This is a genomic window from Streptomyces sp. NBC_00250 (assembly GCF_036192275.1).
In the GTDB taxonomy this organism is placed as follows: domain Bacteria; phylum Actinomycetota; class Actinomycetes; order Streptomycetales; family Streptomycetaceae; genus Streptomyces.
The window spans coordinates 8,634,835-8,661,577 of the sequence record NZ_CP108088.1; the positions used below are offsets into that span (position 1 = coordinate 8,634,835).

The 26,743-nt window shown below is 73.3% G+C and carries 22 protein-coding genes; 14 read left to right on the forward strand and 8 right to left on the reverse strand.

The window, feature by feature from the left end; all coding sequences use genetic code 11:
* The first annotated feature begins 1 nt into the window (after position 1).
* The 7 genes from OG259_RS38895 (at position 2) to OG259_RS38925 (ending at position 8,107) form a co-directional block, all read left to right on the forward strand.
* The gene (locus OG259_RS38895; protein WP_328946553.1) at positions 2–946 is read left to right on the forward strand and encodes an ABC transporter permease; all 945 of its coding nucleotides are present in this window, start codon (positions 2–4) and stop codon (positions 944–946) included.
* Between the two features lie 3 nt (positions 947–949).
* The gene (locus OG259_RS38900; RefSeq protein ID WP_328946554.1) at positions 950–1,807 is read left to right on the forward strand and encodes an ABC transporter permease; all 858 of its coding nucleotides are present in this window, start codon (positions 950–952) and stop codon (positions 1,805–1,807) included.
* Entirely contained in the window at positions 1,804–3,786 is a 1,983-nt protein-coding gene (locus OG259_RS38905) for an ABC transporter ATP-binding protein (RefSeq protein ID WP_328946555.1), read from the forward strand. Before OG259_RS38900 ends, OG259_RS38905 begins: the two co-directional genes overlap by 4 nt.
* Positions 3,783–4,739, forward strand: a complete 957-nt coding sequence (locus tag OG259_RS38910) for a formylglycine-generating enzyme family protein (protein WP_443052090.1) — start codon at positions 3,783–3,785, stop codon at positions 4,737–4,739. The genes OG259_RS38905 and OG259_RS38910 overlap by 4 nt, the downstream gene beginning before the upstream one ends.
* The gene (locus tag OG259_RS38915; RefSeq protein WP_328946556.1) at positions 4,736–7,111 is read left to right on the forward strand and encodes an arylsulfatase; all 2,376 of its coding nucleotides are present in this window, start codon (positions 4,736–4,738) and stop codon (positions 7,109–7,111) included. Before OG259_RS38910 ends, OG259_RS38915 begins: the two co-directional genes overlap by 4 nt.
* A 67-nt stretch (positions 7,112–7,178) precedes the next feature.
* Positions 7,179–7,688, forward strand: a complete 510-nt coding sequence (locus OG259_RS38920) for a DinB family protein (RefSeq protein WP_328946557.1) — start codon at positions 7,179–7,181, stop codon at positions 7,686–7,688.
* Between the two features lie 5 nt (positions 7,689–7,693).
* On the forward strand, positions 7,694–8,107 hold the full coding sequence (locus tag OG259_RS38925) for a nuclear transport factor 2 family protein (protein ID WP_328946558.1): 414 nt from the start codon (positions 7,694–7,696) through the stop codon (positions 8,105–8,107).
* Here OG259_RS38925 and OG259_RS38930 read toward each other — a convergent pair.
* A complete protein-coding gene (locus OG259_RS38930; RefSeq protein ID WP_266901433.1) occupies positions 8,098–8,463 on the reverse strand; it encodes a hypothetical protein in 366 nt (121 codons plus the stop codon). The genes OG259_RS38925 and OG259_RS38930 overlap by 10 nt on opposite strands.
* A gap of 50 nt (positions 8,464–8,513) precedes the next feature.
* Positions 8,514–9,515, reverse strand: a complete 1,002-nt coding sequence (locus OG259_RS38935; RefSeq protein WP_328946559.1) for a LysR family transcriptional regulator — start codon at positions 9,513–9,515, stop codon at positions 8,514–8,516.
* Positions 9,516–9,662: 147 nt separating this feature from the next.
* Between OG259_RS38935 and OG259_RS38940 the strand changes: the two genes are divergently transcribed.
* The 3 genes from OG259_RS38940 (at position 9,663) to OG259_RS38950 (ending at position 14,889) form a co-directional block, all read left to right on the forward strand.
* The gene (locus tag OG259_RS38940) at positions 9,663–10,931 is read left to right on the forward strand and encodes an MFS transporter (protein WP_328946560.1); all 1,269 of its coding nucleotides are present in this window, start codon (positions 9,663–9,665) and stop codon (positions 10,929–10,931) included.
* 58 nt (positions 10,932–10,989) lie between these two features.
* Positions 10,990–12,468, forward strand: coding sequence for a carboxylesterase/lipase family protein (locus tag OG259_RS38945; RefSeq protein ID WP_328946561.1), 1,479 nt, complete (start codon positions 10,990–10,992; stop codon positions 12,466–12,468).
* A gap of 180 nt (positions 12,469–12,648) precedes the next feature.
* Entirely contained in the window at positions 12,649–14,889 is a 2,241-nt protein-coding gene (locus OG259_RS38950) for a sulfatase-like hydrolase/transferase (RefSeq protein ID WP_328946562.1), read from the forward strand.
* A 32-nt stretch (positions 14,890–14,921) separates the two neighbouring features.
* On the opposite strand, the gene OG259_RS38955 is transcribed toward OG259_RS38950, so the two are convergent.
* The 3 genes from OG259_RS38955 to OG259_RS38965 form a co-directional block, all read right to left on the reverse strand.
* Entirely contained in the window at positions 14,922–15,764 is an 843-nt protein-coding gene (locus tag OG259_RS38955; protein WP_328947309.1) for a class I SAM-dependent methyltransferase, read from the reverse strand.
* An 87-nt stretch (positions 15,765–15,851) separates the two neighbouring features.
* The gene (locus OG259_RS38960; protein ID WP_328946563.1) at positions 15,852–16,268 is read right to left on the reverse strand and encodes a universal stress protein; all 417 of its coding nucleotides are present in this window, start codon (positions 16,266–16,268) and stop codon (positions 15,852–15,854) included.
* Position 16,269: 1 nt separating this feature from the next.
* Positions 16,270–17,769, reverse strand: coding sequence for an APC family permease (locus OG259_RS38965; protein ID WP_328946564.1), 1,500 nt, complete (start codon positions 17,767–17,769; stop codon positions 16,270–16,272).
* Between the two features lie 267 nt (positions 17,770–18,036).
* Between OG259_RS38965 and OG259_RS38970 the strand changes: the two genes are divergently transcribed.
* Positions 18,037–18,729 (forward strand): RraA family protein, encoded by a 693-nt coding sequence (locus tag OG259_RS38970; RefSeq protein WP_328946565.1) that lies wholly within the window; start codon positions 18,037–18,039, stop codon positions 18,727–18,729.
* A gap of 28 nt (positions 18,730–18,757) precedes the next feature.
* Here OG259_RS38970 and OG259_RS38975 read toward each other — a convergent pair whose 3' ends face one another.
* Both OG259_RS38975 and OG259_RS38980 read right to left on the reverse strand, forming a co-directional pair.
* Positions 18,758–19,195, reverse strand: a complete 438-nt coding sequence (locus OG259_RS38975) for an OsmC family protein (RefSeq protein WP_024757089.1) — start codon at positions 19,193–19,195, stop codon at positions 18,758–18,760.
* 125 nt (positions 19,196–19,320) lie between these two features.
* A complete protein-coding gene (locus OG259_RS38980) occupies positions 19,321–20,112 on the reverse strand; it encodes a type 1 glutamine amidotransferase (protein WP_328946566.1) in 792 nt (263 codons plus the stop codon).
* 211 nt (positions 20,113–20,323) lie between these two features.
* Here OG259_RS38980 and OG259_RS38985 point away from each other — a divergent pair, with 211 nt between their 5' ends.
* Positions 20,324–20,611, forward strand: a complete 288-nt coding sequence (locus tag OG259_RS38985; RefSeq protein ID WP_328946567.1) for a hypothetical protein — start codon at positions 20,324–20,326, stop codon at positions 20,609–20,611.
* Here the strand turns inward: OG259_RS38985 and OG259_RS38990 are convergent.
* Positions 20,578–23,514: a tetratricopeptide repeat protein gene (locus OG259_RS38990; RefSeq protein WP_328946568.1), complete on the reverse strand. Its 2,937-nt coding sequence runs from the start codon at positions 23,512–23,514 to the stop codon at positions 20,578–20,580. The two genes, OG259_RS38985 and OG259_RS38990, sit on opposite strands and share 34 nt — an antisense overlap.
* 330 nt (positions 23,515–23,844) lie before the next feature.
* Here OG259_RS38990 and OG259_RS38995 point away from each other — a divergent pair, with 330 nt between their 5' ends.
* Positions 23,845–26,241: a molybdopterin cofactor-binding domain-containing protein gene (locus tag OG259_RS38995; RefSeq protein ID WP_328946569.1), complete on the forward strand. Its 2,397-nt coding sequence runs from the start codon at positions 23,845–23,847 to the stop codon at positions 26,239–26,241.
* A 17-nt stretch (positions 26,242–26,258) separates the two neighbouring features.
* Positions 26,259–26,738, forward strand: coding sequence for a (2Fe-2S)-binding protein (locus tag OG259_RS39000; RefSeq protein WP_328946570.1), 480 nt, complete (start codon positions 26,259–26,261; stop codon positions 26,736–26,738).
* Positions 26,739–26,743 lie beyond the last annotated feature (5 nt).

Below are 26,743 nucleotides of genomic sequence, written 5' to 3' on the forward strand. Positions count from 1 at the left end.
GATGCGCGGCTACCTGCTGCGGAGACTCCCCTCCGCCCTCCTCGTCCTCCTCGTCGCCTCCTTCGTCGCCTTCGCCGTCCTCCGGCTCGTCCCCGGCGACCCCGCGGCCGTCCTCGCCGGGCCCGACGCGAGCCCCGGGACCGAGGCGGCCATCCGGGCCCGCCTCGGACTCGACGCCCCGCTGCACACCCAGTACCTCCGGTGGATCGGCGACCTCCTCACCGGCGACCTCGGACCGTCCTACGCGATCGGCGGACAGACCGCCGACCTCATCGGCGAAGGACTCGGCGCGACCGTCGAACTCACCCTCGGTGCGCTGCTGTTCGTCGTCGTTCTCGGCGCCGCCCTCGGCATCCTCGGCGCCACCTCCCGCAACCGCTGGGTCGGCGCGACCGTACGGATCCTCACCACCGCCGCCCTCGCCGTGCCGCCCTTCGTCACCGGCGTCCTCCTCGTCCTCCTCTTCGCCGTCGTCCTCGGCGTCCTGCCCCCGGGCGGACGCGTCCCGCTGCTCGACGCACCCGACCTCGGCGTCCAGTACCTGCTGCTGCCCGCCCTCTGCCTCGCCCTGCCCAGCGCCGCCGTCCTCGGCCGCTACCTCAAGGACGGCATCGAACGCGCCCTCGCCGAGGACTACGTCCGCACCGCCACCGCCGCCGGCATCGCCCCCCGGCGCCTCCTCTGGCACCACGCCCTGCCGAACGCCCTCCCGCCCGTCGTCACCCTCCTCGGCATGCAGACCGGCCACCTCCTCGGCGGCGCCGTCCTCGTCGAGGCGATCTTCGCCTGGCCCGGCCTCGGCCAGCTCGCCGAACAGGCCCTGGTCCGCCGCGACTACCCCGTCGTCCAGGACCTCCTGCTGCTCCTCGTCACCGTCTTCGTCCTCGTCCAGCTGCTCACCGACCTCGTCCACGCCTGGCTCGACCCCCGGATCAGGTGGGAGTGACCCATGACCACCCAGACAGCGGCCCACCCGCCGCTCGCCCGCAGGGCCCGCCACCCCTACCGGGCCGCCCTCGCCACCGCCCGCGGCCGCGCCGGACTCGCCCTCGTCGGCCTGGTCGTCCTCGCCGGACTCCTCGCGCCGCTCCTCGCCGGACACGGCCCCACCGACCAGAGCGGCCTGGCGCTCGCCCCGCCCGGCACCGCCGGCCACGTGCTCGGCACCGACGACCTGGGCCGCGACCTCCTCGCCCGGCTGCTCCACGGCATTCGCGCGGACCTCGGCATCATCGTCGTCGCCGTGCCGCTCGGCGCCGCCCTCGGCTGCCTCCTCGCCCTGGCCGCCGCCGTCCACCCGATCGCCGACACCGTCGTCCAGCGCACGTTCGACCTGATCCTCGCCTTCCCCGGACTCATCCTCGCGCTCGCCGTCACCGCGGTCCTCGGCCCCGGCCGGCTCCCCGTGATCCTCGTCATCGCCCTGGCCGAGATCCCCGTCTTCGGACGGCTCCTGCGCACCGGGATCCTCGTGCAGCGCGGCCGGGAGTACGTGACGGCCGCCCGCGTCGGCGGCACCTCGGGCGGCCGGATCCTCACCCGGCACATCCTGCCCAACGCCGCCGACCCGCTCGTCGTCCAGATCGCCGTCTCGCTCACCGTCGCCGTCTTCATCGAAGGCGCGATGAGCTTCCTGGGCGTGGGTGTCCGGCCCCCCGAACCCACCCTCGGAGCCGTCCTCAGCCAGTCCATGCCCTATCTCGCCCAGGCCCCGCATTTCGCCGCCGGACCGCTCGTGACCGTGACCGCGCTCGTCCTCGGTCTCTCCCTGACCGCCGAGGCACTGAACCGGGAGATACGCCGATGACCACCCCACCGCTCCTCGAAGTCCAAGGCCTCGACGTGGAGTTCACCGCTCCGGACGGCGGGAGGCTGCGTGCCGTCCGGGACGTGTCGTTCACGCTCCGCCGGGGCGAGACCCTCGCCGTCGTCGGCGAGTCCGGATCCGGCAAGTCCACCACCGCCCTCGCCCTGCTCGGGATGCTGCCCGGCACCGGCCGGATCAGCGGCGGCTCGGTCCGGCTCGACGGAGAGGACCTCGTCACGGCCGGGGAGGACCGGCTGCGGGCCGTACGGGGCGTCCGCATCAGCATGATCTTCCAGGACCCCATGACGGCCCTGAACCCCGTCCTCACCGTCGGCCGTCATCTGGACGAGGTGCTCCGCGCCCACGCGGGACGCGCCGACGCGGGACGCGCCGACGCGGGACGTGCCCACGCGGGACGCGCCGACGAGGGCCGCGATCATCCGGGACACGCTCATGCCGGACGCGCCGATACGGGAGGCGACAAGGCGAAACCCCGCGCGGGACGCGACAAGGCCGCCCGGCGCGCCCGCGCCGTCGAGCTCCTCCGCCTCGTCGGCATCCCCGACCCCGAGCGGCGCCTCGACGACCACCCGCACCAGTTCTCCGGCGGCCAGCGCCAGCGCGTCCTCATCGCCATGGCCCTCGCGGGTGAGCCCGACGTCCTCCTCGCCGACGAGCCGACGACCGCCCTCGACGCCACCGTCCAGGACCAGATCCTCACCCTCCTCGGCGAGCTCACCCGTACCACCGGCACCGCACTCGTCCTCATCACCCACGACATGGGCGTCGTCGCCCGCGCCTGCGAGCGCGTCCTCGTCATGTACGGAGGCACGGTCGTCGAGGACGGCCCGACCGCCGAGGTCCTCACCCGCCCGCGCCACCCCTACACCGCCGGGCTCCTTGCCGCGGTGCCCCGGCTCTCCGCCCCCTCCGGCACCCGTCTGACCGGCATCCCCGGCACTCCGCCCGACTTGAGCCTCCCGCTCGCCGGCTGCGCCTTCGCCGCCCGGTGCGCCCTGGCCGAGGACCGCTGCCTCACCACCGCCCCGCCGCTCGTCGCCGTCGGCGGAACCGTCCGCGCCGCCTGCCTGCCCGCCGCCGAACGCACCGAACCGCTGCCGCCGCCCCCGCCGCCCGCCCGGATCGACCGCCCCGCACCCGGAGCCGTCGTCCTGGTCGCCGAGGGCGTGCACAAGACGTACAAGAGCCGCCGCAGCGACGTTCCCGCACTGGACGGCGTCTCGATCACCCTCGCGGCGGGGGAGACCCTCGGGATCGTCGGCGAGTCCGGCTCCGGCAAGTCGACCCTCGCCCGGGTCCTCGCCCACGCCCACCCCGCCGACGCGGGCCGGATCCTCCTGGACGGCCGGGACGTCACCCGCCCCGGCCGCGCCGAGCTGCACTCGGTACGCCGCCGGGTGCAGATGGTCTTCCAGGATCCGTACGCCTCCCTCAACCCCCGTATGACCGTGGGAGAGATCGTCGCCGAGCCGCTACGGGCCTTCGGGATCGGCACCCCACGGGAGCGCCCCGCCCGTGTCGCGGAACTCCTCCGTCTCGTCGGCCTCGACCCGGCCGCCGCCGACCGGCACCCCCGCTCGTTCTCCGGCGGCCAGCGCCAGCGCGTCGGCATCGCCCGCGCCCTCGCCCCCGAACCGGACGTCCTCATCTGCGACGAACCCGTCTCGGCGCTGGACGTCTCCGTCCAGGCCCAGATCGTCGGCCTGCTCACCGATCTCCAGCGCGACCTGGGCCTCGCCCTCGTCTTCATCGCCCACGACCTGGCCGTCGTGCGCCAGGTCAGCCACCGCATCGCCGTGATGCACGAGGGGCGAATCGTGGAGACCGGTGGCGCCGACGAGCTGTGCGAGCGCCCCCGCGACCCCTACACGCGCGCGCTGCTCGCTGCCGCGCCCGACCCCGTACCGGTGACGGCCCGGCCGCTCGTACCGCACCCGGCCGAGGCGGTGTCCGTATGAGCGGCTGCTGCACCCCGGGCCGTGGCTGCACGGCCGGCACCGGCCGTCCGGAGAGCTTCGCGCTCCTCCCGTCGCCCACCGTACGGACCGCACCGCGGCTCCACCCCATGGTGGAGCTGCCGGGCGGGACCTTCCGCATGGGCGACGCCTTCGGCGAGGGCTACCCGGCCGACCACGAAGGACCCGTACGGGAGGTGACCGTCGCCCCCTTCGCGATCGACGCCACTGCCGTCACCAACGCCCGGTACGCCGAGTTCGTCGAGGCCACCGGACACCGCACCGACGCCGAACGCTTCGGCTCCTCCTTCGTCTTCCACCTGCTGCTCCACCCCTCCGCCGAACGCCACGTCCTCGGCGCCGTCCCGCAGGCCCCCTGGTGGCTCGGCGTCAGCGGCGCCGCCTGGCACGCCCCGGAGGGCCCCGGCTCCGGCCTCGAAGCCCGCGCCGACCACCCCGTCGTCCACATCAGTCACGACGACGCCCTCGCGTACTGCGCCTGGGCCGGCGTCCGGCTGCCCACCGAGGCCGAATGGGAGTACGCCGCCCGCGGCGGCCTCGACGGCGCCCGCTACCCCTGGGGTGACGACTTCACCCCAGGCGGCCGGGAGATGTGCAACACCTGGCTCGGCACCTTCCCGCACCGCTCCGAGCGGCCCGGCGGACACATCGGCACCGTGCCCGTCACCGCGTACGCCCCCAACGGGTACGGCCTCCACAACACTTCGGGGAACGTCTGGGAGTGGTGCGCCGACGCCTTCGGCCCGGGGGAGGGTCCGCAGCCCGGCCAGGTCCCCGAGCGCGTCATCCGCGGCGGCTCCTACCTCTGCCACGCCTCCTACTGCAACCGCTACCGGGTCGCCGCCCGATCCCACAACACCCCCGACTCCTCGACCGGCCACGGCGGCTTCCGCGTCGCCCGCTCGCTGCCCCCGGAAGGACCCGCCCCCGCATGACCACCGGCACCCCACGCGAAGCCACCCGGACCGACGGCCCCCGGCACGACGGACCGTCGGCCCCCGCCACCCGGCGCGACCCCTACGAGGGTTTCGCAGGGCACGTCGGCCGTACCTTCGCCGAGTCCGAGCCCGCCTGGCCCACCCGCACCACCCCGCCCGCCAAGGCCCCCAACATCGTCGTCGTCCTCGTCGACGACATGGGTTTCAGCGACATCGGACCGTTCGGGTCCGAGATCCCCACGCCCGTCCTCGACCGACTCGCCGACGAGGGCGTCCGGCTCACCAACTACCACACCATGCCGCTCTGCTCACCGGCCCGCGCCGCCCTGCTCACCGGCCTCAACCCGCACCGCGTCGGTTACGCCATGGTCGCCAACTCCGACCCCGGCTTCCCCGGTTACGGCATGGAGATCGCCGACGACATCCCCACACTCGCCGAACTGCTCCACGACGCCGGTTACGCCACCTACGCGGTCGGCAAGTGGCACCTCGTCCGCGACTCCGCCTCCAACGCGGCGAACGACCGTGTCAACTGGCCCCTCCAGAAGGGCTTCGACCGGTACTACGGCGTCCTGGAGGGCCTCACCAGCCTCTTCCACCCGCACCAGCTCGTCCGGGACAACAGTCCTCTCGACATCGACGAGTTCGCCGACGACTACTACTACACCGACGACATCACCGACGAGGCGATCTCCATGGTGAAGTCGCTGCGCGCCCACGAGCCGGACAAGCCCTTCTTCCTCTACCTCGCCCACAACGCCGTCCACGGCCCCCTCCAGGCCAAGGCCGAGGACATCGCCCGCCACCGCGGCCGCTACGACGAGGGCTGGGACGTCCTGCGCGAGCGGCGCTTCGCCGACCAGCTCGCCGCCGGCCTCTTCCCGCCCGGCACCGAACTCCCCGCCCGCAACAGCGAGGCCGGACTCGACGTACCCGCCTGGGAGTCCCTGACGGACGATCAACAACGGCTCTACGCCCGCTACATGGAGGTGTACGCGGCCCTCGTCGACAACATCGACCAGAACCTCGGCCGGCTCACCGACACGCTCGCCGCCCTCGGCGAACTCGACAACACCGTCATCGTCTTCACCTCCGACAACGGCGGCACCGGCGAGGGCGGTGCCGAGGGAACCCGCTCCTACTTCAGCCGCTTCGTCCACCACCCGCGCCTCCCCGGCGACTGGGAGCCCGACGTCGACCGCGACCCCGAGCTCATCGGCGGCCCCCGCAGCCTCGTCCACTACCCCCGCGGCTGGGGCATGGCCTCCAACACCCCCTTCCGCCTGTACAAGGGCCACACCTACGCGGGCGGCGTCCGCGTGCCGTTCGTCCTCTCCTGGCCCGAAGGCGTCAGGAACGGCCGGCTCTCGCGTGGCCTCCGCCCCCAGTACCAGTACGTCACCGACATCGCCCCCACCCTCCTCGAACTCGCCGGTCTCGCCCGGCCCGCGAGCCGCCGGGGCGTACCGCTCCAGGAACCGGACGGCACCAGCTTCACCGCCGTCCTCACCGACCCCGCCCACGACTCCACCCACCCCGAGCAGTACTGCGAGATGACCGGCAACCGGAGCCACTACCGCGACGGCCACAAGCTCGTCACACTCCACCGGCCCGGCACCCCCTATGACGACTCCGAATGGGCCCTGTACGACATCCGTACCGATCCCACCGAGATCCACGACCTCGCCGCCGCCCACCCCGAGCTCGTCAAGGAACTCTCCGCGGCCTGGGAGGACGCCGCCTGGCGCAACGGCGTCTTCCCGCTCCCCGACCACAGCGGGGCCCTCGCCCGCCGTAACCCCGCGGAGGAACGCCTCACCCGCCCCCTCACCCTGCTGCCCGGCACCCCGGAGCTGGAGCGCTACCGCTCCTCCCGGCTCGTCTCGCTGCGCTCCTTCGAGATCGCCGTGGCCGTCGACGAGACCGGGGACGGCGTCCTCGTCTCCCACGGCGACCAGGGCGGCGGCTACAGCCTGTACGTCGAGAACGGCCGGCTCGCCCTCGCGTACAACGAGTACGGAACCCTCCACGAGACCGACGCGGGCCCCCTCGGCCCCGGCCCGCACGAGATCCTCCTCGCCGCCACGGCCGAGGAGGGACTGCGCTGGCGGTTCACGATCACCGTGGACGGCGAGCACCGCGCCGCCCCCGACAGCGTGCACCAGCTCATCGGCATGGCCCCCTTCCAGGGCATCAGCATCGGCGTCGACCGAAAGTCCCCCGTCTCCTGGCCGCTCTTCGAACGCCGCCGCTCCTTCCGCTTCACCGGCCGCCTGGAGTCCGTCACCTACCGCCCCGGAGCCCCCGGCCCCGACGCGCCCGAGGCCGTCGCCGCCGCGCTCAAGGAGGCCGCCGCCGCCTTCGAGTAGCGCCTTCCGCGAGGGTGGCCCGGGAAATCCCCGGGCCACCGGCCGTGGACGGCGGCACAATGCACCCATGACGATCCAAGATCACCGCACGTCCGTGCCGTACACCGGGGACGAGCGCGCCGTCCTCACGGCCATGCTCGACTTCCAGCGCGACACCCTCGCCCTGAAGTGCGCGGGGCTCGCGCCGGAGCAGCTGAAGGACCGGGCGATCGCCCCCTCGGGCCTCTCGCTGCTCGGTCTCGTGCGCCATGCGGCCGAGGTCGAGCGCGGCTGGTTCCGCAACGTTCTCAACGGCGAGTCGAGTCGCAGTCCCTGGACGCCCCCGGGCTCCACCGACTGGGCCGACTTCGACGTGGACGAGGCCGACGTCGACGAGGCGTTCACCATCTGGCGCGAGGAGTGCGCCCGCGCCCGCGCGATCGTCGCCGCGGCCGACTCCCTCGACGTCACCGGAAGCCGCGAGGACGAGACGTACTCCGTTCGCTACGTCCTCGCCCACATGATCGAGGAGTACGCACGCCACAACGGCCACGCCGACCTGCTGCGCGAACGCCTCGACGGCACGACGGGGGAGTGACACCGATGACCGCCTTCGGAACCACCGACGACCCCGACATCGCCGCGGCCGTCGCCGGCGAACTGGCGCTCCTGGACCCGGCCGTACGCGTCTCCCGGGCGCGCGCCGCGGAACTGCTCGACCCCGAGTTCGTCGAGGTCGGAGCCTCCGGTCGGCGCTGGACGTACGAGGAGATGCTCGCCGCGCTCCCCGAGATGTCCGGCGCTCCGGAGGACGGACCGCGCTACGAGCCCGGCGCCCTCGTGGGGACGCTGCTCGCACCCGGCCTCGTCCACCTCACGTACGAGACGCTCCGCGACGGCCACCGGGCCAGGCGCAGCTCGCTCTGGCGTCGGGACCCCGCCGCGCCGCCCGGCACGGGGCTGCGGATGTACTACCACCAGGGAACGCCCGCACCGGAGACGGATGTTCAGCCGTAGGCGTCGGTGACGCAGTCGACCGCGCAGCGCCCCTGCTCGTATCTGCGGCGGAGGGCCGCCGCCGCGTGCCGCCGCTCCACCCCGGCATAGCCGTAGCGCTCCTGTGTCGTCCGCACCACGGCCTCGACGGTGACGATCGCCGGTTCGCCCGCGCCGGCGGATCGGCGGGCCACCGCGATCACATGGTCGGCCGCCCGCTGCAGATCACGGGCGTAGTCCCGCTGGGCCACGGAACGCGCGCGTGAGGCGGCGAACGGCCGTACCGCCCGCCCCTTCCAGAGCACACCGGCGGTCATGAGCCCCGCCCCGAGCAGGACGACGAGCACCCCCACCACGGCATCGGCGTCCCATCTCATCACCGGTCGCCTTCCCCCTGGACCTGACCTGCGGTACGAGTCCCTCAAGTCTAGGGGGTTTCCGGCGATCGGACCGGCTCCGGGAGCGGGCGCCGCTCCCCGGGCCGGGCCCAGGACGGGGTCCAGACATCGCCGTCCCGGTCGGCGGACACGGCGGACCCGGGGGCCTCGGGCGAGGCGGCCAGATGGGCGCGGAGCTTGAGCAGCGCGGGGTGCGGATTGTCCACGGCCCACAGCAAGGAGTGCGGATAGACCGGAGTCGGCCCGTGCACGGGGACGCGCCGCAGACCGTGGCCCTCGGGCCAGACGAGGCGGGTCCGCGCACCGACGAAGGTCGCGAGCTCGGGGGAGTCAGCGACGGTGTCGAGCAGCGGCTCGGTGCCGAAGTCCGGGCCCGTCACCTCGATCGTGAGACCGAACGCGGCGGCGAGGTCGGCGTAATAGGCGGCCCACTCGGTCCCGCTGACGATGCCCGGAATCCAGATCCGGTGCCCGACGAGCCCCTCGGGCGTGACGGCACGCGCCCCCGCGAGCACGTGCGCCGGACCCGTCAGGAGCTGGAGCGGCTCGTCCAGGACCGGCAACGCCTCGATTCCCTCGGGCAGCCGCCGGCCCGGCATGGTGACCGCCCGGAAGGACGCGTCGATCGTCCCGGCGCGGAGGGCGGCGACGGCCGCGTCCGCGTCGAAGAGCGTCACGACGTCCAGCTCGACCTCCGGAAACGCCTGGTGGAAGTCTTGGAGCAGCGCCGCGGGCGCGAGGCGCCGGCCGAGCACGTCCACCCGCAGCGCCCGCCGCCCCGGACGCACGGAGGCCACGGCGCGCGCCTCGGCATGGAGCAGGGCGCGCGCGTGCGGCAGGAACGCCTGCCCGTCGATCGTCGGCTCCGCCCCGCGAGCGGTCCGGTCGAGCAGCCGCACACCGAGTTCCCTCTCCAGCGCGGCGACCCGCTTGGACACGGCCTGCTGGGTGATCGACAGCTCGTCGGCGGCCTCCCGGAACCGGCCCGAGTCCACGACGGCGAGGAAGGTGCGTACGGCTTCGAGATCCACGCCGTGCAGCCTAGGGGGTGTCTTTGCCGACAACCAAGGGTTGTGTCCTCCAGCTCCCGTGGTTGTTTGATCTGCGCGCCCTCGGATCGCTTTGATGGCGGACGGCGGTCCGTGGTTGTGCGGCCGGTCGGCGAGAGGGGTACGGGCATGGCGGGCGGAGTGTCCTCGGGGCGGGACCGCGGGGTGTCCCTCGGGCGGGACTTCGGATGGCTGTGGGCGTCGTACGCCGCCGGAACCCTGGGCACCTGGGTCGCCTTCAACGCCTTCCCGCTGCTCGCGATCACCGTGCTCCACAAGGGCTCCGCCGAAGTGGCGGCGCTGGCCGCCGTGGGAGCCGCCGTCGGCGCGGCGGTCGCGCTGCCGCTCGGCCCCTGGGTGGAGTTCCGCCGCAAGCGGCCCGTGATGATCGCCATGGACCTCGTGCGGTGCGCGGCGATGCTGAGCGCCGCCGTCGCGTACGCGCTCGACCGGCTCGCCTTCGCCCAGCTCCTCGTCGTCTCCGTGGTCGTCGCCGCGGCGGACATCACCTTCGGCGCGGCCTCCGGCGCCTGTCTGAAGGCGCTCGTACCGGCGGAGGGCCGGCTCGTCGCGCAGGCCCGGCTCGAATCCACGACCTGGACCGCGACCGTCCTCGGACCTCCGCTCGGTGGCGCCCTGGTCGCCCTCCTCGGCCCGGTGGCGACCGTGCTGGTCGACGCCCTGAGCTATCTGCTCTCGGCGGCGGGCATCCGAGCGATCAAGGGGCGCGAGCCCCGCCCCGCGCACAGAGAGGGGTCGGGGATGAGGGCCGGCGACCTTCTCGAAGGATGGCGGCACATCCTCGCCCAGCCCGTCCTGCGCCCGCTGTTCCTCAACTCCGTGCTGGTCAACGGCCTCATCATGGCGACCGCCCCCCTCCTCGCCGTCCTCATGCTGGGGCCGCTGGGGTTCGCCCCCTGGCAGTACGGGCTCGCCTTCGCGGTGCCGTGCGTCGGCGGGCTCGTCGGCTCACGGCTGTCCCGGCCGCTCGTCGCGCGGTACGGCCGGCACCGGGTCCTGTGGACCTCGGGCGTGCTCCGCGCCTGCTGGCCCGTCGGGCTGGTCCTCGTCCACCCCGGTGTCACCGGGCTCCTGCTCGTGATGGCGATCGAGCTGGCTCTGATCACCTGCTCCGCCGTGTTCACCCCGGTGCTCGCCGCCCACCGCCTCGACCTGACGGAGACCGACCGGGTCGCCCGTACCCTCACCGCCTGGTCCGTGACCGCGAAGGCCTCCATCGCAGCCCTGACCGCGCTCGGGGGGCTCCTCGCGGCCGCCGTCGGACCCCGGGCGGCGATCGGCCTGGCAGGTGTCCTGCTGCTCGCGACACCGTTGCTGCTGCCCAGGAGAGAGGCGCGTGGGGTGACGGGCGTGACGGGTGTTGACACGTGTAAGTGACCGGTGGCAGGGTCGTGCCCCGGGCTTCGTGTGCCCCCGCGCAGAAGGAGCAGCACCCATGAGCACCACCGGCAGCACCGGCACCGCAGTGACCACGGGCACCACCGTCACCACCGCGCGCGGGCCCGTCCGCGGCGAGCGCCGCGCCGACGGCAGCCTGCGATTCCTCGGCATCCCCTACGCGCAGCCGCCCGTCGGCGACCTGCGGTTCGCCGCGCCCGTACCGCCGGAGCCGTGGTCGGAGCCGCTGGACGCCACGGCGTACGGGCCGACGGCCCAGCGCCGCCCCTTCGCCGAGATCACCACCATCCCCGAGCCCTCGATCCCGGGCGCCGACGTCCTCAACCTCAACGTCTTCACCCCCGGCACCGACCCCGCCGCCGCGCTGCCCGTCCTCGTCTGGATCCACGGCGGCGGATACGTCGCGGGCTCGGCGGCCAGCCCCTGGTACGACGGGGCCGCGTTCAACCGGGACGGCGTCGTCCTCGTCTCGCTCGGCTACCGGCTCGGCATCGAGGGTTTCCTGCACCTGGAGGACGCCCCCGACAACCGGGGCGTACGGGACTGGATCGCCGCCCTGGAATGGGTGCGGGACAACATCGGGGCCTTCGGCGGCGACCCCGCCAAGGTCACCGTCGCAGGACAGTCCGCGGGCGGCGGCGCCGTCCAGACCCTCCTCGCCGTGCCCGCCGCCGAGGGCCTGTTCCGCGGTGCGCTCTCGGTCTCCGGCGCCGTCCCGCGGCCCGACGGCCCGGAGGTCGCCCGCGCCGCCTCCCGGCTCCTCACCTCCCGCACCGGCATCCCGGCCACCGCCGCCGCCCTCCGCGACCTCGGCGACGACGAGATCCTCGCCCTCCAGGACCGCCTGAACGAGCCGGGCCCCGACCGCGAGGGCCTGCCGCCCATGCTGTCCTTCGCCCCCTTCGCCGACGGCGAGCTGATCCCCCTGCCCGTCCTCGACGCGCTCACCACGGGCGGGGCGGGCGCGGACGTCCCGCTGATGCTCGGCTTCACCGAGCACGAGTTCACGATGTTCCCCGCGCCCGGCCCGGACGGCCCGCCGCTGCCCGTCCTCCTCGGCGGTCTCGGCCTCGAACCCACCAGGGCCGACGCCCTCGCGGAGGCGTACGCGGAGGGCGGCCCGGAACGGCTCTTCGGCCAGGCCCTGACCGACGCGACCTTCCGCGCCCCGAACCTCGCCGTCGCCGACGCCCGCGCCGCACGCGAAAGGCCCACCTGGCTCTACGAGTTCACCTGGCGCTCGCCGGCCGCCGGCCTCGCCTTCCACTGCGTGGACCTGCCGTTCGCCTTCGACCTCCTGGACGCCGAGGGAGTCCCGGCCGTCGCCGGGGACACACCGCCGCGCTCGCTCGCCGACGCGATGCACCGCGCCTGGGTCGCCTTCGTGACCGACCAGGACCCGGGCGCCGACTGGCCCCGCTACACCGCGGAGGGACGCGCCACGATGATCTGGGACGCGGAACCCCGGATCGCGAAGGACCCGCTGGCCCGGGTCCGCGAGCTCTGGCTCGACTGACCCGACGGAGGGGAGGCCGGGCCGACCGGGCCGTGTCACACGTTCTTCATGCGCTGTGCATGGTCCGCCGGGGCGGGCGAGCCGATGATCGACCGGATGCCAGGGGCGCCACGACAGGCCCTCGTGCGCCCCTGGCACGCAGTCGACCGTCGCGCTCGCCGTCTCGCCCAAGGAGCCCCGATGTCCAGCCGCCGCCGCTTCCTCGCCGGGTCCGCCGCCACCCTCGGCCTCGGCTCCCTGCCCGTGACCGGCGCCGTCGGAGCTCCCGCCGCCACGGCCGCCGTCGCGGCGGCACCGGAGGCCACGACCCGACCGCCGAACCTGGTCGTCGTGCTCGCCGACGACCTCGGGCACGGCGAACTCGGCGCGTACGGCCAGAGACTCATCACCACCCCGCGCATCGACGGACTCGCCGTCGACGGGCTGCGGTTCACCGACGCGTACTCGACCGCGGCCGTCTGCGCCCCCTCCCGCTGCTCGCTCCTCACCGGTCTGCACACCGGGCACGCGACCGTACGCGCCAACCCGTCCGGGGCCCAGGGCTCCCTCACCGCCGCCGACACCACCTTCGCCCAGGTGCTCAGGGCCCGCGGCTACCGCACCGGGGTGATCGGCAAATGGGGCTTCGGGCCGGAGAGCGCCGACCAGGACAGCCACCCCAACGCCCGCGGATTCGAGGAGTTCCACGGCTACATCGACCACGGACACGCCCACCAGTACTACCCCGCCTACCTCTGGCACGACGGCGTCAAGGAGCCGATCGCCGCCAACGCGGGCGGTGCCAAGGGCGCCTACGCGCCGGACCTGCTGCGCGAGCGAGCGCTCGACTTCCTCGACCGCCACGCGGCCGAACCGTTCCTCCTGCTGCTGACCCCGACCGTGCCCCACGCACCCAGCGACATCCCCGACACCGGTGCCTACGCCTCCCGGTCGTGGAGCGCCGCCGACAAGGGGCACGCCGCACAGGTGAGCCTCTTCGACGCCCTCGTCGGCGACGTCGTCGACCGGCTGCGCGCCCTCGGCCTGGAGGACGACACGATCCTGCTCGTCACCAGCGACAACGGCCCCCACGAGGAGGGCGGCGTCAACCCCGACCGGTTCGACGCCAACGGACCGCTGCGCGGCTACAAGCGCAACCTGTACGAGGGCGGCGTCCGGGTCCCCCTCATCGCCTGGGGCCCCGGCCGGGTCCTGCCCGGCACGAGCGACCGTCCCACCCCGCTCACCGACCTCCTCCCCACCCTCGCCGACCTCGGCGGCGCCCCCGCGCCCGCCGACGTCGACGGACTGTCGGTCGCACCCCTGCTCACCGGAGCCGCGGAAGCCGCCCGTCACGACCACCTCTACTGGTTCCGCGACGAGCGGGGCGTCACCGCCCGCGCCGACGCCCAGGACCGGCAGCGCGCCACCTGGCTCGCCGAGGCGCTCCGCAAGGACCGGTGGAAGGCGGTGCGGTTCGCCCCCGTCCGCGACCACGCGCTGCCCGACGACCAGTGGCAGGTCGAGCTGTACGACCTGGCCACCGACGTCGGCGAGAGCTCCGACCTGGCGTCCCGTCACCCCGCCCGGGTCGCCGAACTGGTCGCCCTGATGCGTTCCTCCTGGCAGGAGCAGTACCCGCGCACCGCGTTCGGGACCACCCTGACCGTGCCCGCGTCGGCCGTACCGGGGGAGCCCTTCCCCGTCACCGCCACGCTCGCCAACGGCTCGGCGCGGGCCTGGAGTTCCCCCGCCGTGACCCTGCGGGCACCGGTCGGCTGGACCGTACGCGCCACGACGGCCACCACCGGCGGGCAGCTCGCCCCCGGCGCGCGGCTCACCACCGGCTGGCAGGTCACCCCGTCCGCCGACGCCCCCGCCGCCACCCCGTGGACCCTCACCGCCGAAGGCACCGCGCTCGCCCCGGGAGGCCCCGTGCGGTACGCGGCCGCGGGCCGCGCCACCACCCCGCCCCCTGCGCCCACCCGCGACAGCCACCTGTCCGACCTCCCCTGGATCCACGCCGTCAACGGCTGGGGCCCTGTCGAACGCGACGCCTCCAACGGCAAGAGCGCCGCCGGCGACGGCACCCCGATCGCCTTCGGCGGCACCACCTACCCGAAGGGCCTCGGCGTCCATGCCCCCAGCGACGTCGCCTTCCACCTCGGCGGCGCCGGAGACCGGTTCACCGCCCTGGTCGGCATCGACGACTTCTCGGCCCGCCAGAGCTCCGCCGGCGCCACCCGCGCCACGGTCTACGGCGACGACCGCGTCCTCGTCACCACGCCCGTCCTGACCGCCGCCACCGGCCCCGTCCCGGTGGACGTCGACGTGCGGGGCGTCCGCGTGCTCCGCCTGGAGGTGACGGACGCCAACGCGAAGACCTCCTTCGACCACACCTCCTGGGCCCTGGCCCGGGTCACCGTCGTGCCGGGGGCGTGACGCGGCTCAGGACCTGGCGGACGCCCCGGCGATCAGGCCCGATCCGTCCGCCAGACGAAGACCTCGGTGCTCGGGCCGCGTTCGGAGAACCGGCCCGACGGCGAGGTCTCGCGCAACAGCCGGCGAAGGTCCGACTCGAACGCGTTCCCGCGCGCACCGAACAGATGCGGAGCCGAGTACGACATCGAGAACACCCCGGCGACGACGTCGTCCTGCGTGCGTTCGAGCACCTGACCCCCGGGAACGACACGGCGTTCCGGACCCGAGAAGCCCGCCCGGGCGAGCACCGTGGCCTCACCGCCGGGCGTCCCGTGCGGCAGTACTCCCCGGCCCGCCCGCCGCACCGGACCCAAGTACCGCGTGACCAGCTCGTCGATCGCGGCCCTCGGCGCCGCCGGATGGGGCAGGCCCTCGACCGGCCAGGTCTCCGTCTTCTCGTCGGCGATGTGCACGAGCGCTCCGCCGGGCCGCAGCATGCCCTTCACCGTCGTCGCCACCCGCTTGCGGTCCATCCAGTGGAACGACTGGCCGAAGGTCGCCACGCTGAACGGACCGAGGTCCGCCGACAGGTCCTCGGCGCGGCTCCGGATCCAGCTGGTCCGTGCGGTCAGACCGGCCGCCGCCGCCCCGCGCCGGGCCTCGGCGAGCATCTCGCCGTCGGGGTCCACCCCGACGACCTCGGAGAAGAGGTGCGCCAACGGCAGAGCGAGGGTGCCCGGTCCGCAGCCGACGTCGAGGAGGCGTCCCCGGCCGTCGAGCCCCAGCGCCTCGGTGAGGGTGTCCACCAGACCGGGCGCGTACGGGGGCCTCCCGCGCGCGTAGTGGACGGCCGCACCCGAGAAGAGCGTCTCGTCCCACTCCCAGCCCTCGATCACGACCTCCCGCCGCCCTCTCCGGAGCCCCACACCCCGCCCGCCCCCCGTCCGTACCCGCCGCCCCCATGGTCGTACCGGCCCTCCGCGTCACTCCTCCGGCGGGACGCAGAGCACGGGCACGGACGACATGTGCAGGAGCTTGTGAGGGGTGGAACCGAGCAGCGCGCCGCGCATCGGGCTCTCGCCCCAGCTGCCCACCACGATGACGCGGGCCGCGTGGCGGGTCGCCGCGTCGATCAGGGCCTGGGCCGGCTTCGCGTCGAGCACCTCGACGACGGTGGGGACGCCCGCCCGGTCGGCCTCCGTGACCGCGTGTTCCAGACCGACGCGGCCGGTCTGGCGGATGGCCTCGTAGTGGGCCCGGTACTCCTCGCCCAGCGGGCCGGGCGCCGCCGCGCCGTAGACCAGCACCAGCTGCTCGTCGAACGCGGCGGCCACCTCGACCGCGATCCGCAACGCGCGGGCGGCGCCGGGGGATTCGTCGTAACCGAGGACGACCGACATCTCAGCGCTCCTTGGTGCCGTGCACGAGGTCGGGGTCGGCCACGCCCGGGCGTTCCTCCCAGAAGACGGGCGACCGCAGCCGCCACACGATCATGACGAGCACCCCGGTGAGGGCGATGCCGATACCGATGACGAGCGGCGGCCCGAGGCCGAACCACGAGGTGCCGCTGTACGAGTTCGCGGGATCGGACATGTCGGAGACCGACCTCACCAGGAGCCAGGTGAGCAGACCGGCACCGACCAGCGGGCCGAGGCCGATCAACAGGAAGTTGTGGACGCTCTCGAAGAGATGGCGCCGGTAGTACACCGCGCACGCGATGCCCGTGAGCGCGTAGTAGAAGGCGATGAGCAGGGAGAGCGCGGTGAGCGAGTCGAAGAGGGCGTTGGTACTGATCTGGTTGACCACCAGGTACCAGGCGATGGCGATGCCGGCGACCCACCACGTGCTCACGTCGGGCGTGCGGAAGCGCGGGCTGATGTGGGCGTAGTGCGAGGGCAGGGCCCGGCGGCGGGCCATGGACAGGGCGGTCCGCGACGCCGGGATGATCGTCGTCTGGGTGGAGGCGATGGCGGAGGTGGAGACGGCGAGCAGCAGGACCCAGTCCCAGCCGCCGAGCACGTCGGTGGCGAGCTGGGCGAAGATGAACTCCTCCTCACCCGCGTTCTCCGCGAGGAAGGCGGGACCGGCGTACGCGACGACGGCGAAGCCCACGGACACGTACGTGACGAGCAGGATGACGGTCGACCAGAGGCCCGCTTTGCCGGGGGCGGTCGCGGAGTCCTTGACCTCTTCGGTGAGATTGACCGCCGACTCCCAACCCCAGTAGATGAACACGCCGAGCAGCAGCCCGCCGGTCAGCGCCGCGCCTCCGGCGCCGAAGGGGTTCAGCCAGCTGAGGGCGGGTTCGACGGAGTCGTACGCGCTGCTGCCGTCGTACACCTTGTACAGCGCCACACCCACGAAGATCAGCAGGAAGGCGACCTGCGCCAGGATGAGGACGTTCTGCACGTGGGCCGACAGCTCGGTGCCGATGACGCAGACGGCCGTCATCACCAGGATCAGGAGGACGGTGAGGGACTGGCGTACGAAGGCGTTGTCGACCCAGCTGTCGAGGCCGACGGAGAGCAGCGCGAAGCTCACGGCCACGTCCGCGAGCGAGCCGACGACCAGGACACCGGTCATCGCGATGGCCCAGCCGCCGAGCCACCCGGCCCACGGGCCCATCGCCCGCGTGACCCAGGAGAACGTCGTGCCGCAGTCCTGGTCCACCTTGTTCAGGTAGTAGAACGCCGACGCGATGAGCAGCATCGGGACGAAGGACGCGAACATCACGCCGGGCGCGTAGATCCCGGCGAGCGCGACGATCGGGCCGATGACGGCGGCCAGGGAGTACGCGGGGGAGGTGGAGTTGAGCCCGATGACGAGGGCGTCGACGAACCCGATCGCATTGGCCTTCAGACCCGGGGGTCGGCCTTCGGGTGCGGAATCCTCTGCGGCCATTGGTCCCTCAATCCGGAGAGAGGTATGCCTTCATCGTAGGGAGGTCGGGGTTCGGCCGCACGCCAGGAGGCCACCCGGGTGTATCTCCGCGGGAGCCCGACCACCCGCCCGGGGCGCCTGTCCGAGGGGGGCCTGCTGACCCGCCCGGGCGCCTGCTCCGCGGGTGGCCTGCCCACCCCCAGGGCGCCTGCCCGTGAGGAGCCCGCCCGTCCGCCCGATAGCATCGCGCAGCCCGCCGTACCGTACCCGTCACAGAACGGAACGCCGATGCTGAAGAAGTTCGAGGACCTCTCCACGCCCCTCGTCGCCGACGCGTGCGTGCGCCTCGGGGAACCGCTGCGTTCCGCGCCCACCGGGATTCTGCCCGTCGTCGCCGGGCAGCGGGTCGCCGGCCGCGCGCTGCCCGTACGGCACTACGGAAGCGTCGACGTCTTCCTGGAGGCGTTCACCCTGGCCGAGCCCGGCGACGTCCTCGTCATCGACAACGCGGGCCGCCACGACGAGGCCTGCATCGGCGACCTCGCCGTCCTGGAGGCCGAGGCGGCCGGTGTCACCGGGGTCGTCGTCTGGGGTCTGCACCGGGACACCCCCGACCTCGTCGAGATCGGTCTGCCCGTCTTCTCGTACGGACGTCACGCGCCCGGCCCCGTACGTCTCGACCCCCGGGACCCGGACGCGCTGACCACCGCCCGGTTCGGCGAGCAGGAGGTGACCGTCGGCGATGTCGTCTTCGCCGACGACGACGGCGTGCTCTTCGTGGCGGCAGCCCGCGTGGACGCCGTGCTCGACGTGGCCCGCACCCTGTTCTCTACGGAACGGGATCAGGCCCGCCGCATCAGGGCGGGGGAGACGCTCCGGACGCAGACCCGGTTCGACGCCTATCTGGCGGGCCGGGCCGAGGACCCCTCGTACACCTTCCGGCAGCATCTGCGCCGGATCGGCGGCGCGATCGAGGAGTGAGCCGCGGCGGTCCGGACACCGGTGGGAATCAGCCCTCGAAACCGACCGTGCCGTCCGGCAGGATCGCCTCCACGCGCGCGCCGTGCTCCACGGTCCGGCTCACCGTGCAGAACTTCTCGTGCGTCAGACGCACCCCGCGGGCGAACACCTCGGCCGCCTTCGGGTTGTTGTCCGGGAGCTCGAACTCGTAGCTGACCCGGATACGGCCCACCCGGCCGTCGTCCTCGGGCCCGGAGACCGACTCGACCACGATTCTGAGGTCTTCGTGGTCCACGGCCCGCGCGGTCCTGTCCACGACGAGCCCGCCGCACCCGCCCATCGCCGCGAGCAGCAACTCGACGGGCGTGAACGAGGGCTGCGCGTCTGCGTCGTCGGCGGCGGCCATCCGGACCTCCGCACCCCGGTCGTTTCGGGCGGTCCAGTTCCGGTACCCGGTACGGACGGTCTCGATCCGGTAGTCGGCCATGGCGGCGGTCTCCTTCGTTCTCGGGTGCGTGCTCGTACGTTACGGCCGCCCGCTCAAGCAACCCCACCGCCCCCGCCCGGCCAAGCGGACGCGCCGGGCAGTCACTCACGGGGCACGGTGCGGTCTCATAGGCTGCGGGCGGCGGGGACGTCGAGGACGGTGGCGTTCGCCGCGGTGGCGGCGAACGCCAGGACCACCGCACCCCAGGCCTCCGACACGGCTCCCCAGACCCTCCGGAGTTCGGGTTCCACGTCGCCCACCGCGTTCACCACGGCCTCCGGATCGGCGCCCGCCTCTCGTACGGACGCGTCTTCCGCGGCCGCCCACACCTCGACCGCCGCCCCGCCCACCTCCGGGTGGAACTGCACCGCCCAACAGGCGCTCCCGACCCGGAACGCCTGGTGCGGGCAGTCGTCGCCGGTGAGCAGCGGGACCGCGCCGGGCGGCAGCCGGTCCACCTCGTCCCAGTGCCACTGCGCCGCCGGGGTCCCGTCCCGGACCTCGCCGAGCACGGGGTCTCCCGCCACGGTCGGCAGCCTCCGCAGCGGTACGGCACCCAACTCCGGACCCTGGGGGCGCGTCGTGACCGAACCGCCCAGGGCATGGGCGACGATCTGGCCGCCCAGGCAGATCCCGAGCAGGGGTATCTCCCCGTTCACGGCCTCCCGGACGAGCGACCGGACCCCGGGCAGCCACGGAGCGGCTGCGTCGTCCTCGCAGTTCACCGACCCGCCGAGCACCAACAGCCCGGCCTGTCCGCTCAAGTCGGCCGGGAGCGCCTCGCCCTCCCAGGCCCGCACCACGTCGAGCCGGAGGCCGGCCCGTACGAGGTGCTCGCCGACGAGCCCCGGACCGGCCTCCTCCTCGTGCTGCACCACCAGTACGACCGCTTCCCGACTCCCCGCCGTCTCCGCCATCTCCGCCATCTCCATCGTCAGGGTCGTCCGCCTTCCATGGCCTGCCCCCGGGAACGCCTCGTCGCGTCCGTCGTCCCCGAAGGATCGCCGAAGAGACGTTCGCCCGGGACCCCTCGGGGGAACTTCCGCGCGAGCGCCTGAGTAGCCGCGTACGCACACCTGAGTACCTTGACCGATACGGCGACCGCCCGCCCGCTGGTGGACTGTGACCATGACCTTCGACGCCCGGCGCACCCGCCCCCTCCAGCACGTCACCGCCACCGGCGCGGCCCTCGCGGTCGCCCTCGGCCCGCTGGTGCTCGGCGCGCTGCTCGCCCGGCAGGTGGGCGGCGACCCGATGGCCTCCGTCAACGCCCTGATCGCGGGCGGCGGTCAGCGCGCCCGGGTCTCCTGTGCGCATCTCCGCTCCAAGAGCCGCCTCCGTCCCCGCGTCCGGACGTCCGCCCGGCTGCGGCCCCGGACGCCTCACGCCGAGGCGCGACCGACGATCAGGTCATGACACAGGCGTGCGCGGTCGGACACCTCGCCTCCCACGGCTGACAGTTCGGTCAGATACTCCAGCGCATAGGTGATGTCCTCACGGTCCGGTTCCGGTTCTGAGGAGAGGACGGCCGCGGCCGTCTCGCGTACACGGGCCTCCGACTCGAAGAGCACTGCCTTGAACAGGGCCAGGAACCTGATGTCGGCGGGATCCTGTGGGCTCGACAGAGAGGCGAACCGCTGTTCCCACTGCTCCGTACCTGGTTCGATCCGCTCTTGCAGGACGTCGAGCATGAGCATCTCGAACGCGCAGGAGAGATCCTCAGGGTGCGCCTCGACGGCCTGCTCCAGGTCCGAGCGTGCCCTCTCGTAGCGACCTGCCTGGCGGTGTGCCTGGCCGCGGGTGGCGTGTGCCCAGGCGTAGGCGGGATTGAGTTCGAGTGCGGCGGTGAGATCGGTGACGGCTTCGTCGTATCGGCCCGCCTGCCGGTGTGCCTCGCCGCGGGTGGCGTGTGCCCAGGCGTAGGCGGGGTCGAGTTCGAGTGCGGTGGTGAGGTCGGTGACGGCCTGGTCGTACCGGCCCGCTTGGCGGTGCGCTTCGCCGCGGTTGGCGTGTGCCCAGGTATAGGTGGGGTCGAGTTCGAGTGCGGTGGTGAGGTCGGTGACGGCCTGGTCGTACCGGCCCGCCTGCCGGTGTGCCTCGCCGCGGTTGGCGAGTGCCCAGTCGTACGTGGGGTTGAGGTGGAGTGCGGCGGTGAGGTCGGTGACGGCCTGGTCGTACCGGCCCGCCTGCCGATGCGTTTGACCGCGGGAGGCGAGTGCCCAGACGTAGGCGGGGTCGAGTTCGAGTGCGGCGGTGAGGTCGGTGACGGCCTGGTCGTATCGGCCCGCCTGCCGGTGTGCTTCGCCGCGCGAGGCGAGTGCCCAGCCGTTGGCGGGGTCGAGTTCGAGTGCGGCGGTGAGGTCGGTGACGGCCTGGTCGTGTCGGCCCGCCTGCCGGTGCGCCTCACCGCGGTGGGCGTGTGCCCACGGCACTGTGGGGTCGAGTTCGAGTGCGGCGGTGAAATCGGTGACGGCCTGGTCGTGTCGGCCCGCCTGCCGGTGCACGTCACCGCGGTGGGCGAGCGCCCTGGCGTCGGTGGGGTCGAGTCGGAGGGCGGTCGTGAGGTCGGTGATGGCCTCGTCGTAGTGGCCCAGCCAGCCGTGGGTCTCCCCGCGCCGTGCCCAGGCATGGGCATTGTCCGCGTTGGCGGCGAGGGCCTGGTCGAATTCGACGAGCGCCTCTTCGTCCTGGTCGGCGAGGTAGAGGAGGTGGCCGCGATAGGTGTGGGCCCAGCTCCGGCCGTCGGCGGTCAGCTGGCCGCGGGCGAGCAGCAGGCTGAGGCACCGGAGAGCGGGCTCGTCGGCGGCGAGCGCTTCCCGGAGCCGCTCCGACCAGCTGATGAGAGCCGCGTCGGCGGTGTCGTTCCCGGCCTGCTCGATGCTCTCGACCCAGTGCCGCAGTACGGCCGTGTCCTGGCCCGCAGCATGGACGACCTCTTCCACGGCCTGCTGAAGATACGTTCCCGGGTGGGCGCACAGCCGGTGGTACGTCTCGTCCAGACGGTGCCGACGCCATGCGGCGTCCTCCCAGGGCTGCGCCTCGGCGAGGCGTTCCTCGACGGAGACGCGCCAGGCGGCGTGCGTGTCGGCCAGGCGGAGATGCGTGGAGGTCCAGGCCTGAGGCGAATCCGTGCGCTGTTGGCGCACCATGCTGGCCCGCACCACCGCGTGGTAGTGCTTGAAGTCGCTGCGGCCGCTGACGAACGGCTGCCGGCACAGCCATTCCCACAGTCCCGGCGTTTCGGGCCCGGCCGCGGCCTGGAAGACGTCCTCGTTCAGCTGCAGGGGCAACGCCCCCGCCCGTACGGCATCACGCTGTTCCGGATCCGTGATCCACTGCACGAAGCGTTCCACGGCCACGTCCGCGACGTGTCCGCCCTCCTCGACGTCGTCGACGGTGTGAGGGCGGGCCAGGGCGAGGAGGTCCACGAGCAGCGGCAGCCCCAACGAGAGCCGCAGCACCGCGTCCACCACCCTCGGGTCGGTGACGCCCCGCGTCGTCAGCAACGAGCGGGTCTCCGCCTCGGTGAAGACTTCCAGCGGTACGTCCGCGACCTGATCCCGCAGCGGTGCCCACCCCCGCTCGGCAAGTTCGTCGCGGCCGGCGAGAACGACGATGACGTTCACCGGGACCGGGCCGAACTCCTCGTCCAGCATGCTCAGCAGCCACTCGTCCAAGTACCCGGCGTTCTGCTCCCATGTGTCGAAGAACAGGACCACCCACCGGTGGCGCCGGGACAGGCGCTCCAGCTCCGAGACGAAGGCACGGCTCAGCCCGGCCTCGTCGCCCCCGGCGCCGCGCCGCTGGACACGGGACCGGGACGCCGACCGCACGCGGTCCAGCCCCTGGGCCGCCGCGTCGGGATTCGCCAGGGCGGTGAAGACACCGGCTCCCGGGATCAGCGAGACGGCGCCCAGCGCGGCCTGCGTCACGACGCGGCTCGACATCGAGGCCTCGCCCTCCAGCGCCATCGGTTCGACCAGTGCCGCCTGCTCGCGCCGGTACTGTTCGACGGCCCGGTCGAAGTCCTTGCACGGCCCCGCCTGCTCCGCCAGCTGCCTGGTCAGCTCGGTCAGGGCCTGTCGCACCCCGTGGACGTCGTTCTCGTCGACCATCGCCGTCACCGCGTCCGCGCGCCGGGCCGCGTCCTGCCACTGCCGCAGCAGCGTGGACTTCCCCACACCACCCACACCGCGCACGTGGAACAGGAACTCCGCCGGATCGTCCTCGGCGAGCGGGTCCTTCGACAGGTTCTCCGTGAACAGCGCCAACTGCGCACGCCGCCCCACGAACCGCGCCTTGGCGCGCTGCCGAATCAACGCTCCTCTGGACAGGCCTCGCGCAGCCGACCCCGCCATTCCCCGTACCCCCTGTCACCCGCCCACCCCGTTCCCGAGGAAGGCGCATCGTCCGTCACCTGCCCGCCCGTCGCATCGGGCAGGTGACAAGTGTCCGGTCCCGGCCGGCTGTCTGTCAGCCGACCTCACGGGATCGCACCGGCGCGCGGGGGCGGCAAAGGGAGCCTTCTTTGACGGTGACCTGACACCGGCGGTGCGAATGGTCCCCCGGGATCACCCACATGAGCGATGATCAACGCATCTGAGGGCAGCCCGGGGCGCAGCGCCGGACCAGGACGAAGGGCACACCGAATGGCGAGGCGGCACCCCGTGCGGGACGACCACCCCACGAGCGGCACCGGGGACGGAACCGACCCCCGTGAGACCCCCGAAGGCGGCGACGCGCGCGGCACCAGCCGCCGCCGGTTCCTCGGCTACGTCCTCGCCGCACCCACCCTGACCGTCGCCGCCCAGTTCGGCGCGGAGTCCCTCGCTCCCCGGCAGGCCGCCGCCGCGGCCCCGGCGCTCATCCCGTCGCTGCCCGGACCCGCCGAACTCCTCGACCTCAACGAGCTGCTCACTCTCGCGGCCCTGCCCACCAGTCACCTCATCACCATCCGCCTCGACACGGACGGCACGGCCCACCTCGCCCTGCCCCGTGCCGAGGTCGGCCAGGGCATCACCACCTCCAGCGCCATGGTCGTCGCCGAGGAACTCGACCTGCCCCTCGACAAGGTGAAGGTGACGCTCGCCGACGCGCGGCCCGAGCTGCTCTTCAACCAGCTGACCGGCGGCTCCAACACCACGTACTCCACCTACCACCCCCTCCGCGTCGCCGCCGCCGTCGCCCGGGGCCGGCTCCTGCACGCCGCCTCCCTCGTCCTCGGCGAGGCCGTCTCCACCCTCACGACCAAGGCCGGCGCCGTCCTCTCCCCGGCCGGCGCGCTGCTGGGCTACGGCGAACTCGCCGTGAAGGCGGCAGCCGTGTCCGACGCCGCCGTCGCGGTCACCCTCAAGGACCCCGGCCGCTTCCGTGTCGTCGGCACCGGACAGCGCCGCGTGGACGCCCTGGACGCGGTCACCGGCCGCAAGAAGTTCGCGATGGACCTCCAGGTCGCGGACGCCCTGCCCACCATGGTCTGCCGCCCGCCCACCATCAACGGCACGGTCCGCTCCGTCGCCAACCTCGCCGAGGTGCGAGCCATGCCCGGCGTCACCGACGTCGTCACCGTCTCCACCGGCGTCGCCGTCCGCGGCCGCACCTTCGGCCAGTGCGTCGACGCCGTGCGCGCCCTCCGGGTCGACTGGGGGCCCGGTACCGCCGAGGGCGCCTCCGACGCCACCGTCCTGGCGAAGCTCCGCCGGGCCGAACTCCCGCTCGTGGTACCGCCGCTGCCGCTGCTCACCAAGGCGGTCGACGCCCGCTTCACCTTCCATTTCTCCAGCAACGCCGCCCTGGAGACCAACTGCGCGATCGCCGACGTCCGCGAGGACTCCGCCGAGATCTGGGCGTCGCTCAAGGCGCCGATCGTCGCCCAGGAACAGATCGCCGTCGAGCTGGGCCTGCCCGTCTCCGCCGTCCGCGTCCATGTCACCGAGGGCGGCGGCTCCTTCGGCCGCAAGCTCTTCCACGACGCCGCCCACGAGGCCGCCGAGATCTCCCGCGCCATGGGCAAGCCCGTCAAACTGATGTGGCACCGCACCGACGACTTCCGCCAGGGCCGTACACACCCGATGTCCACCTCACGGGTCCGCGCCACGTACACGCTCGGCGAGGTCCTCACGTACGAGCAGCGTCACACCTCCGTGGCCACCGACTTCGGGCACGGCATCGGAGAGCTCCTCACGGCCGAGGCGGCCCGGCTGCCCGTCGGCGACCTCGCCTTCTCCGAGACGATGTTCCAGCTCACCCAGGTCAGCCCCTACCACCTCGGCGTCACCACCCAGCTGCTCTCCGAGACCGACAAGGGCTACAACACCGGCTCCATGCGCGGCATCTACTCGCCCAACGTGCGCTGCGCGCAGGAACTCGTCATGGACGAACTGGCGAAGCGCATGGGCCAGGACGGGTACGCCTTCCGCCGCCGCCTCATGAAGGACCCGCGGGCACGTGCCGTCCTCGACAAGGTCGCCGAGGTGGGGGAGTGGGGCCGGACCATGCCCGCCGGCACCGCGCAGGGCATCGCCGTCCACACCGAGTACCACTCCGCCGTCGCGATGCTCGCCGAGATCGACTGCCGTCCCGAGACCACCGGGCGGAAGATCCCCGGAGCGGTCACCGGACCACGTGTGACCAAGGTGGTCTGCGCCGTCGACGTCGGCCTCGCCGTCAACCCGCGCGGGCTGGAGGCCCAGATGATGGGCGGCATCTCCGACGCCATCGCCATCACCCTGACGTCCGGCCTCCACCTGCGCGACGGGCACTTCCTCGAAGGCAGCTGGGACCAGTACTTCTACACCCGGCAGTGGAACACCCCGCCCGAGCTGGAGATCATCGTCATGCCCCCGACCGGCGACAAGCCGGGCGGTGCGGGCGAACTCGCGGTCGCCGGCGCGATGGCGGCCGTCGCCTGTGCCTACGGCCGGGCCACCGGCACGATGCCGACGGTCTTCCCCGTCAACCACGCCGATCCGCTCGCCTTCACCCCCCTGCCGACCGTCCCGCCCGTCCCCGCCTCGCCGACCGACGGCCGCGACCGCGCCCTCTGAGACCTGGAGCAGCATCCGTGCCGCAGCACACCTTCATCCTGAACGGCAAGGCCGTCACCGCCGACGTCGAGGGTGACGTCCGGCTCCTCTGGGTCCTCCGGGACGTCCTCGGCGTCACCGGACCCAAGTACGGCTGCGGGGTCGGCGTCTGCCGGGCCTGTACGAGCCACCTCAACGGCAAGGCGTTCACGCCCTGCGCCGTGCCCGTCGAGGACCTCACCCCCGACGACGAGGTCACCACCATCGAGGGCCTCCCCGACACCGTCGGAAGTGAACTCCACCCGATGCAGGAGGCCTGGCTCGACCTCGACGTCGCCCAGTGCGGCTACTGCCAGCCCGGCCAGATCATGACCGCGGTGGCGGAGGTCCGCCGGGCCCGCGAGGCCGGGCGCGAGATCACCGAGGCGGATCTGGACACCATCCGCAACATCTGCCGGTGCGGGACCTACCACCGCATCCGGCAGGCGGTGATGGAGGGCGCCGCCAGGATGACCTGACCGAT